17 protein-coding genes are annotated in these 17,345 nt (G+C 62.0%); 12 read left to right on the top strand and 5 right to left on the bottom strand.

The window, feature by feature from the left end; all coding sequences use genetic code 11:
* The first annotated feature begins 88 nt into the window (after window positions 1–88).
* The 7 genes from JAO73_RS01110 (at window position 89) to JAO73_RS01080 (ending at window position 7,302) form a co-directional block, all read left to right on the top strand.
* Window positions 89–901: a glycogen/starch synthase gene (locus tag JAO73_RS01110; protein WP_198975330.1), complete on the top strand. Its 813-nt coding sequence runs from the start codon at window positions 89–91 to the stop codon at window positions 899–901.
* Window positions 885–2,432 carry a DUF4270 family protein gene (locus JAO73_RS01105; protein WP_198975329.1) on the top strand — a complete coding sequence of 516 codons (1,548 nt, stop codon included), beginning with the start codon at window positions 885–887 and terminating at the stop codon, window positions 2,430–2,432. The genes JAO73_RS01110 and JAO73_RS01105 overlap by 17 nt, the downstream gene beginning before the upstream one ends.
* Before the next feature lie 63 nt (window positions 2,433–2,495).
* Window positions 2,496–4,331: a glutamine--fructose-6-phosphate transaminase (isomerizing) gene (glmS, locus tag JAO73_RS01100; protein ID WP_198975328.1), complete on the top strand. Its 1,836-nt coding sequence runs from the start codon at window positions 2,496–2,498 to the stop codon at window positions 4,329–4,331.
* Window positions 4,332–4,457: 126 nt separating this feature from the next.
* Window positions 4,458–4,841, top strand: a complete 384-nt coding sequence (locus JAO73_RS01095) for a Rid family detoxifying hydrolase (protein ID WP_198975327.1) — start codon at window positions 4,458–4,460, stop codon at window positions 4,839–4,841.
* Between the two features lie 57 nt (window positions 4,842–4,898).
* The gene (locus tag JAO73_RS01090; protein WP_198975326.1) at window positions 4,899–5,090 is read left to right on the top strand and encodes a hypothetical protein; all 192 of its coding nucleotides are present in this window, start codon (window positions 4,899–4,901) and stop codon (window positions 5,088–5,090) included.
* A 142-nt stretch (window positions 5,091–5,232) separates the two neighbouring features.
* Window positions 5,233–6,789, top strand: a complete 1,557-nt coding sequence (gene gltX / locus JAO73_RS01085) for a glutamate--tRNA ligase (RefSeq protein WP_198975325.1) — start codon at window positions 5,233–5,235, stop codon at window positions 6,787–6,789.
* A gap of 120 nt (window positions 6,790–6,909) precedes the next feature.
* Window positions 6,910–7,302, top strand: a complete 393-nt coding sequence (locus JAO73_RS01080; RefSeq protein ID WP_190926419.1) for a hypothetical protein — start codon at window positions 6,910–6,912, stop codon at window positions 7,300–7,302.
* Between the two features lie 9 nt (window positions 7,303–7,311).
* Here the strand turns inward: JAO73_RS01080 and JAO73_RS01075 are convergent, their stop codons facing one another.
* On the bottom strand, window positions 7,312–7,896 hold the full coding sequence (locus JAO73_RS01075; RefSeq protein WP_198975324.1) for a toxin-antitoxin system YwqK family antitoxin: 585 nt from the start codon (window positions 7,894–7,896) through the stop codon (window positions 7,312–7,314).
* A gap of 153 nt (window positions 7,897–8,049) precedes the next feature.
* On the opposite strand from JAO73_RS01075, the gene JAO73_RS01070 reads away from it, so the two are divergent.
* Window positions 8,050–8,832, top strand: a complete 783-nt coding sequence (locus tag JAO73_RS01070; RefSeq protein WP_198975323.1) for a TIGR00266 family protein — start codon at window positions 8,050–8,052, stop codon at window positions 8,830–8,832.
* 17 nt (window positions 8,833–8,849) lie between these two features.
* Here the strand turns inward: JAO73_RS01070 and JAO73_RS01065 are convergent, their stop codons facing one another.
* From JAO73_RS01065 to lptB, 3 genes are all read right to left on the bottom strand, one after another.
* Window positions 8,850–9,107, bottom strand: a complete 258-nt coding sequence (locus JAO73_RS01065) for a hypothetical protein (protein ID WP_198975322.1) — start codon at window positions 9,105–9,107, stop codon at window positions 8,850–8,852.
* 145 nt (window positions 9,108–9,252) lie between these two features.
* Window positions 9,253–10,806 carry a GH3 auxin-responsive promoter family protein gene (locus tag JAO73_RS01060; RefSeq protein ID WP_198975321.1) on the bottom strand — a complete coding sequence of 518 codons (1,554 nt, stop codon included), beginning with the start codon at window positions 10,804–10,806 and terminating at the stop codon, window positions 9,253–9,255.
* Window positions 10,807–10,868: 62 nt separating this feature from the next.
* Window positions 10,869–11,600 carry an LPS export ABC transporter ATP-binding protein gene (lptB, locus tag JAO73_RS01055; protein WP_198975320.1) on the bottom strand — a complete coding sequence of 244 codons (732 nt, stop codon included), beginning with the start codon at window positions 11,598–11,600 and terminating at the stop codon, window positions 10,869–10,871.
* Window positions 11,601–11,749: 149 nt separating this feature from the next.
* Here lptB and JAO73_RS01050 point away from each other — a divergent pair, with 149 nt between their 5' ends.
* The 3 genes from JAO73_RS01050 to JAO73_RS01040 all read left to right on the top strand — a co-directional run bounded on the left by JAO73_RS01050 (window position 11,750) and on the right by JAO73_RS01040 (window position 15,199).
* The gene (locus tag JAO73_RS01050) at window positions 11,750–13,036 is read left to right on the top strand and encodes an OmpP1/FadL family transporter (RefSeq protein WP_198975319.1); all 1,287 of its coding nucleotides are present in this window, start codon (window positions 11,750–11,752) and stop codon (window positions 13,034–13,036) included.
* Window positions 13,037–13,066: 30 nt separating this feature from the next.
* A complete protein-coding gene (locus JAO73_RS01045; protein ID WP_198975318.1) occupies window positions 13,067–14,497 on the top strand; it encodes an SGNH/GDSL hydrolase family protein in 1,431 nt (476 codons plus the stop codon).
* A 189-nt stretch (window positions 14,498–14,686) separates the two neighbouring features.
* Window positions 14,687–15,199 carry a hypothetical protein gene (locus JAO73_RS01040; protein ID WP_198975317.1) on the top strand — a complete coding sequence of 171 codons (513 nt, stop codon included), beginning with the start codon at window positions 14,687–14,689 and terminating at the stop codon, window positions 15,197–15,199.
* Window positions 15,200–15,269: 70 nt separating this feature from the next.
* Here the strand turns inward: JAO73_RS01040 and JAO73_RS01035 are convergent, their stop codons facing one another.
* The gene (locus tag JAO73_RS01035; protein WP_198975316.1) at window positions 15,270–16,241 is read right to left on the bottom strand and encodes a YpdA family putative bacillithiol disulfide reductase; all 972 of its coding nucleotides are present in this window, start codon (window positions 16,239–16,241) and stop codon (window positions 15,270–15,272) included.
* A 114-nt stretch (window positions 16,242–16,355) separates the two neighbouring features.
* Between JAO73_RS01035 and JAO73_RS01030 the strand changes: the two genes are divergently transcribed.
* A complete protein-coding gene (locus tag JAO73_RS01030) occupies window positions 16,356–17,270 on the top strand; it encodes a class I SAM-dependent methyltransferase (RefSeq protein ID WP_198975315.1) in 915 nt (304 codons plus the stop codon).
* Window positions 17,271–17,345 lie beyond the last annotated feature (75 nt).

Raw genomic sequence — 17,345 nt, 5'->3', positions numbered from 1 at the left:
GTATGATTTATGTTGATTTTCCGCCCAAAATTGTTTAATTTTGTGCACCCATAGCATGGCCTTGTCCCATTCTCTTCAATAATCCATTATGTCGAAGCTACGAATCCTCTACGCGGCCACCGAAATTGACCCCTTCCTGCAGACCACGAAAGTGGCTGAAATGCTCCGGCGCCTACCCGCCAGCATGCAAGAGATGGGCTGCGAAATTCGGATTTTTGTGCCCCGTTTCGGCATTATCAACGAGCGCAAAAACCGGCTGCACGAAGTAGTGCGCCTCTCGGGCATCAACATCGCCGTGGGCGACGACGAGAAGCCGCTGGTTATCAAGGTAGCCTCCATCCCGACGGCCAAGCTGCAGGTGTATTTCATCGACAACGAGGACTATTTCCACCGCAAGTCGGCCCTGGTCGATAAGAACGACAAGTTCTACGCCGACAACGACGAACGCGCCATTTTCTTCTGCAAAGGTGTGCTCGAGACGGTGAAGAAACTAGGCTGGTCGCCCAACATTGTGCACTGCTCGGACTGGATGACCGGTTTGATTCCGCTGTACCTGAAGACGACCTACAAGAAAGACCCGGTGTTCAAAGACGCCAAGTCGGTGTTCTCGATTTACAACAACGAGTTCAACGACAAATTTGAGGGCAACATCCTGGAGAAAGCGAAGATGCTCGACATCGACGACCAGATGCTGGCCTCGTTGAAGTCGGCTGATTTCAGCGGCTTCATCAAAATGGGCATGGAGTATGCCGACACCGTGGTGCGGTCCGATGAGGACTTCAGCGAAAACATGAACGGCATGTTCCACGAATACGCCCTCAACAACAAGCTCAGCCAGGTAGCCACCGACGAAAACCTGCACACTTCCTACCTAGCGCTTTACAATGAATTGGCTAACTAGCCGTAGTGCTCCCCTCGTGGCCTTGGCCGCCTTGGCGCTGGCCAGCTGCGACAAAGGCACGGACCTGAACGTTGACCTGCCCGAAACCACGGCCGTCAGCACCGAGTACAAAGACATCCCATTGGAAGCAAGCACCGTGCGCATTGCGCCGGTCCAGACGGCCAAGACCAATCAGTTTTTGGTGGGTAGCCTGGCCGATAACGTGGCCGGCAAAACCACGGCCGCTGCGTACTTCAACGTGGTGGATGCCAGCGGCGTCAACGCCATAATTTCGGCTGGCGGCGGCGCTCCGGCCGACTCGTTGCCTTCCACTGTCACTTCGCCGGTACTGGATTCGGTGGTGTTGGTGATGGGTTTTGACCGGGTGTACGGCAGCTCGACGACGCCCGTCAAGTTTGACGTGTTCAACCTGGCGGCTTCGCTCGACGAGCGGCAGGTGTACGACGCGGGCACGCCCGTTGCGCTGGGTGCCCCCATTGCCCGGGGCCTCACCAGCCGCCTCGACCGCACCATCACGGTGGCCACCGCGGCCGTGGCCGCCACTTCCACCAGCCCGGCTATTCCGGCCGGCACCACCGTAACGCCCGACCCCACGGTGCGCCTGTTGCTGCAGCGCACGGCCGTGCCTCAAGGCCCGGGCCAGCCCGGTGTGCCCGGCGTGAACTCGACCTTTGCCACGGGGCTGTTTGCCAAGCTGAAAACCGCAGGTTTCAACCAAGCTCAGCTAGACGACTACCTTAAGGGCCTGGCCGTGTTGCCCAATATAGACCACACCAGCAGCATTGTTAGCTTCAGCAAAAGCTACAAGTCGCGCATTTTGGTGTATTACCACCACAGCAAGTCGCCTCCTGCGTATTCCAGCATTTACTCCATTTATTTTGGTCCCGCTTACAGCGGCATAAGCGCTACGTACTCATCGGCGCGTGACCCGCGTTATTTCACCACCATCGACAACGTATTGCCCACGGCATTGTCGGCTTTGGTCACGCGGTCGGGTTCGGTGCCGCCGGCACTGCTGGGCGGCACCAGCTACGTGCAAGAAGGCACCGGCTTGGCCACGCGCGTGCTGATGAAGGGACGGGTGACCCTGAAACGACTCATCGGCTCTAACGACACGGTGGGGGTGGTCATCAACCGGGCCGAGATAATTGCGCCCATCAAGCCCTTCACCAACGCCTTGTATGGCAACCCCGCGCAGTTGTACGCGGTGGAAGTGGACGCCGCCAACCAAGTGTTGCAGCGCATCATCAACTTCCTGCCCACCGACCGCATTGTGCAGGCCGATGGCACCAATCAGCAGAGTTCGGGCAGCCCGACTGCGGGTGTGCTCAACGCAACCGGCTCGCAATCGTATTACGCCATTCCGGTCACGGCCTATCTGCAAGCCTACTTTTACAACAACCTGGGTGGCACGCCTGATGCCCTGGTGTTGGCACCCAACATTCGTTCTTCTGCCGCGCTGACGCTCAACCGGGCCGCGCTCGACGCAACCAACATCCGGCTGCGTGTCTACTACTCGCAGAAGCGCTAGGCTCTCGACCAAGCTAGCGGCCACTTCGGCCTTTCCCTCCATTACAACCTAATTTAATTTGCCATGTGCGGCATTGTTGCTTACCTGGGCCATCGCGAGGCCTGCCCCATTATTCTCAAAGGCTTGCACCGTCTCGAATACCGGGGCTACGATTCGGCCGGTGTTGCGCTGCTCAACGGTGAGCTCAACGTGTACAAGAAAAAAGGCAAGGTCAGCGACCTGGAAGCCTTCATTCACGAGAAAGACACGCATGCCCACGTGGGCATGGGCCACACCCGCTGGGCCACCCACGGCGAACCCAACGACGAGAATGCCCACCCGCACTACTCCACGTCGGAGCGCATTGCCATCATTCACAATGGCATCATCGAAAACTACGCGGCGCTGAAGACGCACTTGCAGCAGCAAGGCCACGTATTTCATTCGGACACCGACACGGAAGTGTTTGTCAATCTGATTGAGGAAATTCAGAAGCAGAACACCTGCTCGCTCGAAGAAGCTGTGCGTCTGGCCCTGCACGAAGTAGTGGGCGCCTACGCCATTGTGGTGCTCAGCAAGGATGCGCCCAACCAACTCATCGCCGCCCGCAAAGGCTCGCCGATGGTGATTGGCATTGGCGAAGGCGAGTTCTTCATTGCTTCCGACGCCACGCCCATCATCGAGTACACCAACGAAGTAGTGTATGTGAACGACTACGAAATCGTGGTCATTCGCGATGGCCAGCTGGAAATCCGTTCGAAAGAAGACGTGAGCCAGACGCCCTATATCCAGAAGCTGGAGATGGAACTGGACAGCATCGAGAAAGGCGGCTACGAGCACTTCATGCTGAAGGAGATTTTTGAGCAGCCCCGCTCGATTCTCGACTCCATGCGCGGCCGTTTGGAAATAGAAGCCAGCCACCTGAACATGGGCGGCATCCGGGCCTACGAGCAGAAGTTTATCAACGCCCAGCGCATCATCATTGTGGCCTGCGGCACGAGCTGGCACGCCGGCCTCGTAGCCGAATACCTGATTGAGGACCTGGCCCGCATTCCGGTGGAAGTGGAATACGCCTCGGAATTCCGCTACCGCAATCCGATTATCACGGAGCGCGACATCGTGATTGCCATCTCGCAAAGCGGCGAAACGGCGGATACACTGGCCGCCATCGAGCTGGCCAAGAGCAAGGGCGCTACCATCTTCGGCGTGTGCAACGTGGTGGGCAGCAGCATTGCCCGCGCCACCGACGCCGGCGCTTACACCCACGCCGGCCCCGAAATTGGGGTGGCCTCGACCAAAGCCTTCACGGCGCAGGTGACGGTGCTCACGCTGCTGGCCATGATTATGGGCCAGAAGCGCGGCACCATCACCGACACCAAGCTGCGCGAGCTGATGGTGGAACTGGACACCATTCCGGCCAAAGTAACCAAGGCCCTGGAGCTGGATGCCCAAATCCGCGAGATTGCCGAGGAGTTTAAAGACGCCACCAACTTCCTGTACCTGGGCCGCGGCTACAACTTCCCCGTTGCTCTCGAAGGCGCGCTGAAGCTTAAGGAAATCAGCTACATCCACGCCGAGGGCTACCCCGCCGCCGAGATGAAGCACGGCCCCATCGCCCTGATTGACGAGAACATGCCGATGGTGGTAATTGCCACCCGCGACAGCTCGTACGAGAAGGTGGTGAGCAACATTCAGGAAGTAAAAGCCCGCAAAGGCCGCATCATTGCGGTGGTGAGCGAGGGCGACAAAGTGATTCCGGCCATGGCCGAATTCGTGATTGAAGTGCCCCACACCAGCGAAGTGCTGATGCCCTTGGTATCGGTGGTGCCGCTGCAGCTGCTGAGCTACCACATTGCCGTGCTGCGCGGCTGCAACGTGGACCAGCCCCGCAACCTCGCCAAATCGGTGACGGTAGAGTAGCGAACAACTTGTGAAAAAAGCAGGTTTTTGGACTTGCTGCTAAGAAGCCGCTTCTGGAAACAGGAGCGGCTTTTGTGTTATTTGCGCTCCTCAATTTACCAACCCACAAATAGACCAACCCACCAGATGGCCCACCAAATTATTCTTACCGACCAGGCTCCGGCGCCCATTGGCCCTTACTCCCAAGCCGTGAAAGCGGGCAACACGGTTTACGTTTCGGGCCAGATTCCGCTGGATGCCAGCGGGCAATTAGTGCCCGGCGACGTAGCCGCCCAAACCCATCAGGTGCTGCAAAACCTCACGGCCGTGCTGGCCGCCGCCGGCTTGGCCCTCACCGACGTGGTGAAGTGCAGCATCTTCGTGAAAGACCTCGGCAACTTCGCCACCATCAACCAAGTGTACGGCTCCTACTTCGACGACGCCACGGCGCCGGCCCGCGAAACAGTGGAAGTAAGCCGCCTGCCGCGCGACGTGGAAGTGGAAATTTCCTGCATCGCCGTTGGGGCATAATAAGCTGGCGCGAAGGGCGTTTGAGGGGCCTGTTTCACCTCAAACCCCCTTCTCTTTATGAAAGAACTTGGACTCGGCTTGCTCATCATTGGGCTCATTTCCTTGGTGTTGCCACTCATCAATCCCAACATTCACTACGTGTTTCTAACGTGGATTGACCAGTGGGGCCCGGCCGTAGCGTGGGGCATTCGAGGCGGCATCACGCTGCTGGGGCTGGTGCTCTGGCTGGGCTTCAAGAACCGAGACTAGCGTAGCGCGAGCGTTGTAGTTCGCGTGGCAGTGCGATAATCGTTGAGATGGCGCAGTAGCGCGAACTACAAAGTTCGCGCTACTGCCCTTCGCCTTACCTTTGCAGCGCGTTCCGAGAACCGGAACGCGCTTTTGCATTCCCATGACTGAAAGAGAAGTTCGGGTGCGCTTTGCGCCCTCGCCCACCGGGCCGCTGCACATCGGCGGCGTGCGCACCGCGCTATATAACTACCTGCTGGCCCGCAAGCTGGGCGGCAAGATGCTCCTGCGCATCGAAGACACCGACCAGAACCGCTTCGTGCCCGGCGCCGAGGAGTACATCCTCGAAGCCCTGGCCTGGTGCGGCATCGTCATCGACGAGGGCCAGGGCGTGGGCGGCCCCCACGCGCCCTACAAGCAGAGCGAGCGCAAGCCCATGTACAAGCAGTACGCTGACCAGCTCATCGCCGACGGCCACGCTTACTACGCCTTCGATACGCCCGAGGAACTGGACGCCATGCGCGCCCGCCTGCAGGCTGCTAAGGTGCCCAACCCGCAGTACAACAGCATCACCCGCGCCCAGATGCGCAACTCCCTCACCCTGCCCGAGGACGAGGTGAAGCAGCTGCTGGACAGCGGCGCGCCCTACGTCATTCGCCTTAAAGTGCCTCGCAAAGAGGAAGTTCGTTTTCAGGACTTGATTCGCGGCTGGGTGGTGGTGCATTCGAGCGCCATCGACGACAAGGTGCTGATGAAGTCGGACGGCATGCCGACTTATCACCTCGCCAACATCGTGGACGACCACCTGATGGAGATTTCGCACGTCATCCGGGGCGAGGAATGGCTGCCCTCGGCGCCGCTGCACGTGCTGCTTTACCGCTACCTGGGCTGGGAGAAGACCATGCCGCAGTTTGCCCACCTGCCCCTGCTGCTCAAGCCCGACGGCACCGGCAAGCTGAGCAAGCGCGACGGCGACCGCCTGGGCTTCCCGGTGTTCCCACTGGAATGGCACGGCATCGACGGCGAAACCGGTGAGCCCACCGTGAGCCGGGGCTACCGCGAGGACGGCTACCTGCCCGAAGCCCTGGTGAACTTCCTGGCCTTCCTGGGCTGGAACCCCGGCACGCAGCAGGAAATTTTCTCAATGGACGAGCTGATTCAGGCCTTTTCCATTGAGCGGGTGAGCAAGTCGCCGGCCAAGTTCGACCAGAACAAGGTGAAGTGGTACAACGAGCACTACCTGCGCGCCAAGTCCGACGCCGAACTGGCCCCCTACCTGCTCACGGCCCTGCAGGAGCACGGCATTGCCTGCTCGCAAGAGAAAGCCGAGCAGATTGTGGGCGTGATGAAGGAGCGGGTGAGCTTCCCGCACGACTTCTGGCAGGAAGCCAAGTACTTCTTCGAGGCCCCGGCTGAATACGACGAGGCCGTCATCGGCAAGAAGTGGAACGCGCAGGTGAGCGCCGCCCTGGCCGCCTACGCCGACGCCCTGCCCGCCAACTCGGAGCCCAGCGCCAACGCCGAGGTCCTGAAAAGCATCTTCAACCAGACCGTCGAAGCTCAGGGCATGAAGCCCGGCCAGGTGCTGCAGTCCCTGCGCGTGGCCGTGACCGGCGCCGCCGCCGGCCCCGACTTGTTTGAAGCGCTGGCCATTCTGGGCAGCGGCGAAGTGGCCACCCGCCTGCGGGCCGCCGTGGAGCGCCTGGCGGCGCGCGCGTAGACCGCTTTTGCAAGGAAAACGAAAAGGCTGGCCTTCGGGCCGGCCTTTTTTATGCCCGCCCGGTTCACCCGCGGGCCTGAATTCGCGTAAAGTGGTTCACATCTGCCCAACTTTTCCGTTATGGCCAAAAAACCCGTCAAACCGAAGAAAGCCGCCGACCCTGACAAAAAGGCCCGCGTTCACAAGGAGCTTGAAGGCTTCGAAATCGGGGTGAACCCGCTCGGGGAAATCACCTCCAACTACAGCATCGAGCAAATCAACCAGTTTCTGGGCCGCCACGTGCGCGACAAGAAGCTGGTGGACCGCGCCGGCCAGTTTGGCGAGAAGCCGGGTCCCGACGAAACCGAGGACGAAGCTTTCCCCATTGCCGACGCCGAGCACGCGCCCGAGCCCGAAGAGACGGACGAAGAATTTATGCGGCGCACCAGCCGCGAGGCCAAACGCAAAAAAGCCGTGGGCGACCCCGACAAGGAAGCCGCCGAAACGCGCGGCGAGCTGCCGCTGGACGAATAAACGGCCGCGCTACAAGGTGTTGGTGTTGCCCGTGCGCAGGCCTTTCTCAAAGGTCTCGACCCGGATGAGTTGGCCGTCCTGGTACGATTCCGTACGGGTGGTTTTATTGCCTTCGTAGGTTTCGACCTGCGTGAGCTTGCCGTCTTCGTACTTCTCGGCGCGCGTGATGGTGCCATCGGTATAGGTTTGCACGTCGGTAACCTGGCCGGTGGGGTCGTAGCTCGTCCAAGGTCCGTACCAGTAGAAGCGCGGCGCCTTGCCTTTGCCCGTGACCCACTGCGCGGTGCCGCGCCGCGCCACCTTGCCATCGGGGTGCCAATAGGTGACCTCGCACAGCCCGTCGCGCCCGTATACCTCCGAGCGCTCGAGCGCACCCGTGGGCGAGAAATAGCGGAACGTGCGCACCGGCCGCCCGTGGCGGTACTGGCCGCTGGTGAACAGGTGCTTTTTGGCACCGTCGTGGTAGATGCGCCAGCGGCCCCTGGCCAAGCCATTGCGGTCCGAGCGGTTGGGGTTCCAGAAGCCGCGTGCCCCGGCGCAGGCATTCAGAAGGGCAGCGAGACCGAACAGCAGCAGCAAGCGAGAAAGGTGCATGTGGCGAAAGGGTTAGCAACAACTATAAAGTTAGTTGACGTTGCTTTCTCAACGCAGCAAATTCAAAATATTGTTCCCCCGCCGTTTTTTTGAAAAGCCTGAATTTGAGCCGTCGCCTATCTTTGGCCGCATCACCCTTTCTGCTTTTGCGCCATGACCTCCCACGACGTTGATTACCGCATTCTCGGCTCCGACATTCAAGTGCTCGAAGTAGAGCTCGACCCCAACGAAACCGTTATTGCCGAGGCCGGGGCCATGGTGTACATGGAAGAAGGCATCGCCTTCGAAACCAAAATGGGCGACGGCTCCGAGCCCGACCAAGGCTTTATGGGCAAACTGTTCTCGGCCGGCACCCGCCTGATTACCGGCGAGTCGCTGTTCCTCACGCACTTCACGCACCGGGGCGGCTACGGCAAAAGCCGGGTGGCGTTTTCGGCGCCCTACCCCGGCACCATCGTCCCCATCAACCTGCGCGACATGCCTGCCGGCCTCATTGTGCAGAAAGACGGCTTTCTGGCCGCGGCGCGGGGCACCAAAATCAGCCTGCACTTCAACCAGAAATTTGGGGCCGGCCTGTTTGGCGGCGAGGGCTTTATCCTGCAAAAGCTGACCGGCGACGGCAAGGCCTTCGTGCACGCCGGGGGCACCATCATCGAGAAAAAGCTGAACAACGAACTGCTGCGCGTGGACACGGGCTGTGTGGTGGCCTTCGAGCCCAGCATCGATTTCAGCGTGGCCCGGGCCGGTGGCCTCAAGTCCATGATTTTTGGGGGCGAAGGCCTGCTGCTGGCCACGCTGCAAGGCACGGGCCGCGTGTGGCTGCAGTCCATGCCCGTCAAAAAGCTCATCCGTGCCCTTGCGCCTGGCGGTGGCAACGCCCAGAAGGAAAGCGGCAGCGTGCTGGGCGGCCTGCTGGGCAACATGCTGGACGAGTAGCGCAGGCGCGCAAGCGCCTATGCGGCGGCCGGGAGGCCAAGCGTCGTCAGCGCCACGGGCGCGGCCACGTCACTGCTGTCGGCCATGCCCTTGATGGCAAAGCCTACCGCCAGCAGCAGTAGCAGGCCAATGCCCACGGCTACCCTTACTAGGAACTTGAAGTCGGCGGTTTCGTCGTGCTTGCGGCGGTCGGCCATGCGGCGCTGGCTGCGCGTTTTATACGGGCGCTGATAAGCCGATTTCTTGGCTGCAGATGCTTGAGTAGTATAGGACATAGGCATGAACGTTACGGTAATATTACCGCTTTTTGCATTATTATCGTTCAACGCGCCGCATTTAGTCGACTGAATGTTGATTTATCCTCGCTAAACGTCTATTTTTTCTCTGCCAGTTGGCGCTGCCAACTTCACCAGCAAGCGGTTAACGCCCCGCTTCGGCCGTGGCCACGGCTGTTTGCAGCACGGCATCAAGCACGTCGCGGGTGTTGAGCAGGCGCGGCACCTTGTGCTGCCCGCCCAGCTTGCCTTGGCTGCCCAGCCACGCCTCGAAGGTGCCAGCGGGCACTGCTCGCAGCTGCGGCGGGGCCAGGGCCAGGCTGCGGTGGCGCTTGGCGGCATAGTCGGAATTCAGCTCGCAGAGGGTGGCGTCGAGCACGGCCCCGAAGCGGACAAGGTCGGGCCGGTTGGGGCCGGGGGCGAACTCCACGGCCCATTCGTGCCCGCCGCGCGAAGCGGCGTTGTCGGCCGCGAACCAGACCGGGGCCACGGTGAAATCGCGCACGGCGGCGCCGGTGGCCCGGCAGGCAGCGGCCACCGCGGCCTCGGCGTTCTCGATGACCACTTCCTCGCCAAACGCATTGAGAAAATGCTTGGTGCGCCCGGTGATGCGCACCCGGTAGGGCGCCAGCGAGGTGAAGCGCACCGTGTCGCCCACGAGGTAGCGCCACAAGCCGGCGTTGGTGCTGATAACCAATGCATAAGCCCGGTTCAGTTCTACTTCGGCCAGCGGCACGGGGCGCGGGTTGGGCGCATCCCATTGGTCGGCGGGCAGAAACTCGTAGTACACGCCGTGGTCGAGCAGCAGCAGCAGGTCCTCGCTGTCGGGCTGGTCCTGCAGGGCAAAGTAGCCTTCGGAGGCGTTGTAGATTTCGAGGTAGCGCATGCGCGCACCGGGGATGAGCTGCCGAAATAGCTCGCGGTAGGGCCCAAACGCCACGGCGCCGTGCAGGAACAGCCGCAGCCGCGGCCACACCTCCGTGATGTTGTCGGCGCCGGCCAGGGCCACCACGCGGCGCAGCAGCACCACCATCCAGGTGGGCACGCCGGCCAGGGTGCGCACGTCCTGCCGGAGCACGTGCCGGGCTATGCGCTCAATTTTCTCTTCCCACTCGTCTAGCAGGGCCAGGCGCAGCGGCGGCGTGCGCAGTTGCTCGGCCCACCACGGCAGTTGCTGCATGATGACGGCCGACACGTCGCCAGCGCGCGAGGCGGGCTCTTGGGGCCGGAAGGGGTTGGCGGCGTGGGCCCCGCCCAGCGAGAGCGTTTTGCCGGCCAGTAACCGTTCCTGAGGGTAAAAGTGCGTACTCAGGGCCAGCATGTCGCGGCCGGCGCGGTAGTGGCACTCGTGCAGGGCCTCCGCCGTGACGGGGATGAACTTGCTGCGGGCGTTGGTGGTGCCGCTGCTTTTGGCAAACCAGCGCGGCCGGCCGGGCCACAGCACATCGGGAGCGCCGCGCAACACTTTTTCCAGCTCGGGGTACAGCTGCTCGTAGGTGCTCACGGGCACGCGCCGGCCAAACTCCGCGGCCGACAGGTGCTCGCGGAAACCATAGCGCCGGCCCCATTCGGTGGCGTTGGCCCGGCTCAGCAGGTGCGTGAGCAGCCGGGCCTGCAGGGCGTCGGGCTGCTCGCGCACGCGGGCCAGCCGGGGCAGGCTGCTCCATTGAACGGCACTGGCGAGTAGCTGGTCGAGCATAGGCAAATGGGCGGAAATTAGGGGGTGTCCTTACGTTCTTTCGCGTCTGCTTCGGTGGCCTTCTAGAACGTGCGCTTGAGCTCGAAATTCTTGCCCAAGTACACGCGGCGCACGGTTTCGTCGCCGGCCAGTTCTTCGGCGGTGCCGGCTTTCAGCAGCTTGCCTTCGAAGAGGAGGTAGGCGCGGTCCACAATGTTGAGGGTGGCGTTCACGTCGTGGTCGGTGATGAGCACGCCGATGCCGCGGTGCTTGAGCTTGGCCACGATGCCCTGGATTTCTTCGGTGGCAATGGGGTCAACGCCCGCAAAAGGCTCGTCGAGCAACACGAACTTGGGGTCGACGGCCAGCGCCCGGGCGATTTCGGTGCGCCGCCGCTCGCCGCCGCTCAGCACCTTACCCAGGTTCTTGCGCACGTGCGTGAGGCTGAACTCTTCGAGCAGCTCTTCCACCTTGGCCTGGCGGGCGTCTTTTTTGAGCTTGGTCATTTCGAGCACGGCCATGATGTTTTCCTCCACGCTCAGGTCGCGGAACACGCTGGCTTCCTGGGCCAAGTAGCCCACGCCCAGCCGGGCCCGCTGGTAGATGGGCATGGTCGTGATTTCGGTGTCGTCGAGAAAGATGCGGCCGGCGTTGGGCTTCACCATGCCCACCATCATGTAGAAGCAGGTGGTTTTGCCGGCGCCGTTGGGCCCGAGCAGGCCCACGATTTCGCCCTGCTCCACGGTCACCGACATGTCGTTGACGACGGTACGGGCTTTGTATTTTTTGATGAGGTGGTCGGCGCGAAGAATCATACAGCAAAGGTAGGGGCTTGCGGCACGGCAGCCGAGCCCGGGAAATAAACGAATGCAACGCCAAAATCAGTCGGCTTGCCTAACAATTGACTTGAATTTTTCCGCTACTTTTAGCCTCTCAAATAACCCCACCCCAAATTTTAATTTATATGACGGTAAAAACACTACTCCTCGCAGGAGGTGCGCTGCTTGCCAGTGCGTCGGCGGCGTCGGCCAGCGGCTTTCAGGTGAACCTGGGCGGACAGAAAAATATCGGCATGGGCGGCGTCGGCGTGGGCTTGTCGCTCGACCAAGCGGCCATGTTCTACAACCCCGGCGCCTTGGCCATGGTGCGCGAAAACGGTGTGCAAGTGGGCGTGAACGCCGCCCTGGCCCGCATCAGCTTCCGCAGCGAAAACGACGGCGGCCAGCGCACCCTGCAAAACAGCGTGGTGACGCCCTTCAACTTCTACGCCGGCTTCGGCCCGAAAGACGCCAAGTACAAGTTCGGCGTGGCCGTGTACACGCCCTACGGCAACAAAGTGAAGTACGCCGACGGCTGGGAAGGCCGCTACGCCCTCACCGAAATCGACCTGAAGGCGGTGTACGTGCAGCCCACCTTCTCCTACGCCATCACGCCGCAGCTGAGCGTGGGCGCCGGCCTGATGATTCTGGCGTATGGCTCGGTGAACCTGCAGAAGGACCTGCCCCTGCCCACCGGCACGGGCCACATCGAACTCGACGGCAAGGCCAAGACGCAGTTTGGCTACAACGCCGGCGTCTTCTTCAAGCCTTCCGACAAGCTGGGCGTGGGCGTAAGCTACCGCTCGCAGATTGACGCCAAGGTCGAAAACGGCAGCATCACCTACACCGGCCTGCCCACGGGCGCCAGCGCCAGCACCGTGAACCCGTCGTTCACGGCCAACAAGTTTGCCGCCACGCTGCCCCTGCCGGCCGTGGCCAGCATCGGCATCGGCATCAACCCCACCGACAAGCTGACCCTGGGCGTGGACGCCTCGCTCACGTTCTGGAGCAAGTACCGCACCCTCGACTTCGCTTTCAGCAGCGACAACGGCGGCACCGGCTTGGTGGGCGGCCGCGGCACCAGCACCTCCGTGCGCAACTACCAAGACGCCCTGGCCTTCCGCGTGGGCGGCCAGTACATGGTGAGCGACAAGCTGGCCGTGCGCGCCGGCGCTTCCTACGACTTCTCGGCCGTGCGCGACGGCTTCGTGACCCCCGAAACCCCCGACGCCGACCGCGCCATTGGCACGCTGGGCCTCTCCTACCAAGTGACCGAGAAGCTGGGCGTGGACGCCTCCTTCCTGTTCGAAGCCTTGGTGAAGCGCACCCAGACCCAGCAAGACCTGCAGAACCTGGGCACCACCGACCGCGTGGCCGGCACCTTCCGCACCAATGCGTATATCCCCGGCATCGGCCTGCACTACAAGTTTTAATTTCCCACCCGAACCTCAGTCTTTGCTCTTATGAAATTGTATATCAAACGTTCGGCACCGGTGCTTGGCTTGCTGGGACTCGGACTGGCGGGCTGCCAGCCCGACATCGCGGCCCCGGACATGTCGGCGGGCTCCGCCGATTTTAGCAGCTACGTGGCCGTGGGCAACTCCCTCACGTCGGGCTACTCCGACGGCGGCCTCTACAACGAGGCCCAAGCCACGTCGTACCCCGCCATTCTGGCCCAGCAGTTTGCCAAAACGGGCAAGGGCCCGGCCAACTTTGTGCAGCCCAGCTTCTCGGCGGCGCGTAAGGATGGCTCCGGCTACGTGAAGCTGCTGGCAGTGAACGGCGCGCTGGCTCCGGTGGCGCCCTCGCCCGGCCCGCCCCCCGGCGGCAATAACTTCCTGGGCGAGCAAGTGGCCTACACCAACAACACCCTGCCCGCCCCGCCCTTGGGCTCGGGCCAGCCCGAACTGGAAGCCTATACCGGCGGCCAGCCCGACAACCTAGGGGTGCCCGGCATCTCGGTGCTGAGTGCCGACCGCACGGCGGCCTCCACGGGCGTGCCGGCGATTGACGTGCCCACCCGTGCCACGGCCGGCGCTTACGGCAACGTGAACCCCTTCTTCCAGCGCATTCTGCCGGCCGCCGACCGCGGCACGAAGGACTACGTGACCTACATCGGGCAGAAGAACGCCACGTTCTACACCTGCTGGATGGGCAACAACGACGTGCTGACCTACGCCACTGGCGGCGGCGTCAGCAACCTGGCCACCAACCCCTTCAGCGGCCTGACGGACACCACCAGCTTCGGCCGGGGCTACCGCAACATCGTGAACACCATCTCGAAGGGTGGCACGGTGAAGGGCGTGTGCGCCAACATTCCGAACGTGGCCAACATCCCCTACTTCACCACCGTGACGGTGGGCGCGGTGCTGGCTTCGTACAAGGCCGTGAACCCGGCCATTGCCAACATCTACGTGACGGCCCGCACGGCCGCCAACACGACGGCTACGACCGCCCGCGTGGCCACCGCCACCGACCTGCTGACGCTGACGGCCCAGACATACATTGCTGCCAACCCCGGCGTAGGCGCCTCGCCCACCAACCCCATCCCCAGCCAGTACGTGCTCGACCCCATCGAGCAAACTGAAGTGCTGAACCGCACCACGCAGCTGAACGCCATCATCGCCAAGACGGCCCGCCAGTACAAGGCTGGCCTGGCCGACATGAACACGTTCTTCAACGACATCGTGGCCCGCGGCGTGGTGACCAACGCCGTGAACAACTCGGCCACTTTTGCTTCCGGCAACCTCTTCAGCCTCGATGGCGTGCATCCCACGCCCCGCGGCTACGCGGTGGTGGCCAACGAGTTCATTCGTGTCATCAACAGCACCTACGGCGCTTCGGTGCCCACGGTGAACCCGAACGACTACCGCGGCGTGCTGTTCCCGCTATAGCGTTTCGCTTGCTTTGTTGCAGCAAAAAGCGCCTTCCCACATGGGGAGGCGCTTTTTGTTTTTCAGCCTGCATCCAGTACCGGGCGCCAACCGCTGATAATGGACGGATGCTGATTACGGCCCGATAGTGCTGAGCTCGACCCGAGCCAGTAGCTTTACTGCTCACTGTTTTTACTTTTTCCTTTATTCATGAGAAAACCCTCTACTTATTTGCTGGGCCTGGCATTGGCCCTGACGGTTGCGGCGTGCGGCAAGAAAAGTGACCCCACTCCCACGCCCGACCCGGTTTCGGCCAAAACCAACCTGCTGACCACTCCTAAATGGCGCATTACGTCCAGCGTCGGCACGACCACCTTCATGGGGCAAACCGTAACCACCGACGTGTACGCCTCGCTCCAGAGCTGTCAGAAAGACAACTTCGCCAAGTTCAACCTCGACCACACGGCTGTATCCGATGAGGGTGCCACCAAGTGCAGCGCTTCGGGGCCCCAGACCAAGCAGGGCACGTGGTCGTTCAACACCGCCGAAACCGAGCTGACCACCATCGACCCGTCGGTGCCCGCGGGCAGCCCCGGCAATACCACCGTTGCCGAAATTCAGCAGCTCACCGCCACCACCCTGCAGGTGAAAACCACGACCACCCAGACCTCTTCGGGCATTACCGTCACCTCGTCGGTTAGCACCACCTATACGGCCTTCTAAGCACCGGCAAGCCCAGTAGCTTCTATAACAAAAGAAAGCTTCCCGAGCTCGGGAAGCTTTCTTTTTGCGCTTACCAGGCCACCGCATGCGCCGCCAGATGCGCGGCAATGAGCTGAGCGTGATGCCGGCCATTCTCGATGAACCAGCGGCTGGTGGCGCGGCCGCCGCACACGGTGCCGGCCACGAACACGCCCGGCCGCGTGGTTTCGTGGGTGGCGGGGTCGAAGAGCGGGGCGCGGGCCTCGTCCTGGGGGTCGGGCTCCACGCCGAGGCGGCCGAGCAGGGCCTCGTCGGGGTGGTAGCCGGTGAGGGCGTACACGAACTGCGCGGGGATGGTGAGCGGGCCATCGGGCGTGCGCACTTCCACGGCCTCGGGCGTGATGGCGGTGACGCAGGTGTTGAAATGCGCCGTGATGCGGCCTTCGGCAATGCGGTTGACGAGGTCGGGCCGAATCCAATACTTCACCGACGGACTAACCTCCGGGCCGCGCACCACGAGCGTGACCTGGGCCCCGGCGCGCGTGAGCTGCAGGGCGGCTTTGGCCGAGGAATTTTTGGCCCCGATGACGACGACGTGCTGGCCCACGTGCTCATAAGGCTCTTTGTAGTAATGCTTCACGTGGGGCAGGTCTTCGCCGGGCACGTCGAGCGGGTTGGGCAGGTCGTAGAAACCCGTGGCCACGATGACGTTGCGGGTCTGGATTTCGCCCTTGTCGGTGGTCACCGTGAAATTGCCCTGCTCGCCGCGCAGGCTCAGCACCCGTTCGTAGAGACGCAGGGGGATGTTTTCGCTGCGGGCCACGCGCTGGTAGTAGTCGAGGGCGTCTTCGCGCAGGGGCTTGTAGTGCGACACCGGGAAGGGGTAGCCGCCGATTTCGAGCAATTCAGGCGTGGAGAAAAACTCCATGTTGGTGGGGTAGCCAATGATGGAATTGACCAGCGCGCCCTTCTCCACGATGGTTACGCGAAGGCCTTTGCGCTGGGCTTCGAGGGCGCAGGCCAGGCCCACGGGGCCGGCCCCGATGATGAGAACGTCGAGCATATAATGTGGCGACGCGTGCGCGCGTCTTGTATTTGAACAATAAACAGGCCTGCTCCCCTGGACATCGACTGTCCCAGACGCCGAGACGCAAATATGCGTCTCTACCTTTGCGTCATGCGTACCTGTGACTTGTGCGGCAGCACCGATTTTAAGAAGCTGCCTTTCTATTACGAATTCGAAGGCCAACGGCTGCAAGGCACCCAATGCCGCGCCTGCGACCTGATGTTTCTGGACCCGCAGCCCACGCCGGCGCAGCTGGAACGGCTCTACGGCAAGGACTACTTCACGGAGCGCCCCAACTACGACCGCACCCAGCAGGACGTGGTGTTCATTGAGGAAGGCCAGAAGCAGGAAGTACTAAACCAGCTCCGGCCCGACAAGTTCACCAATTACATCCTGGCCAAGTACCCCGGCCGCAAGTTCCGCTACCTAGAAGTGGGCTGCGGCCCCGGCTACACCCTCAAAAGCCTGGAAGCCATGGGCTGGGAAAGCCACGGCCTCGAAATATCGGAGCACGCGGCCGACTTCGCCCGCCGCGAGCTGCACCTGCCCGTGGTGACGGGCAACATCGAAACCACCGAGGACTTCCACGAAAACCAGTTCGACCTCGCCTACATGGGCGACGTGCTGGAGCACTTGCTCTCGCCCGCCGCTACGCTGGCCAAGTTTCACCGCATTCTGGAGCCGGGCGGGCTGCTGGTGCTGGCCCTGCCCGCCACGCTCAACCTGCCCACCGTGCGCCTGGGCTTTGCCGCTTATGGCGTGCTCGGCAAGGAACGCAAGATGGACATTCCGCCCTACCACTTGTTCGAGTTCACCCCCGCTACCATCACCAAAATGCTCAAGAAGCAGGGCTTTGAAGTGGTGGAACTGCTGAACCCGGTGAAGCCGCCGAAGAACATTCGGCTGGGCGGCAGCATGGTGGAGAAAGTGAGTAAGCTCGCGGGGCAATACCCGACCTATTATTTGAACAAGCTAACCGGCCGGTTTGGCGACCGGATGTTTGTGGTGGCGCGGAACGTGAAGTAGAACGAGTACCGCGAAGCTCCTGCTTCGCCTTGCGCCTTCGCATCTGGAGTAGTCATTCCAAATAAAAACGCCTGA

Source organism: Hymenobacter miniatus (assembly GCF_016427455.1).
Lineage (GTDB): Bacteria > Bacteroidota > Bacteroidia > Cytophagales > Hymenobacteraceae > Hymenobacter > Hymenobacter armeniacus.
Note: the sequence above shows the minus strand (reverse complement) of the source record. Positions and strands in the feature narration are given on the sequence as shown.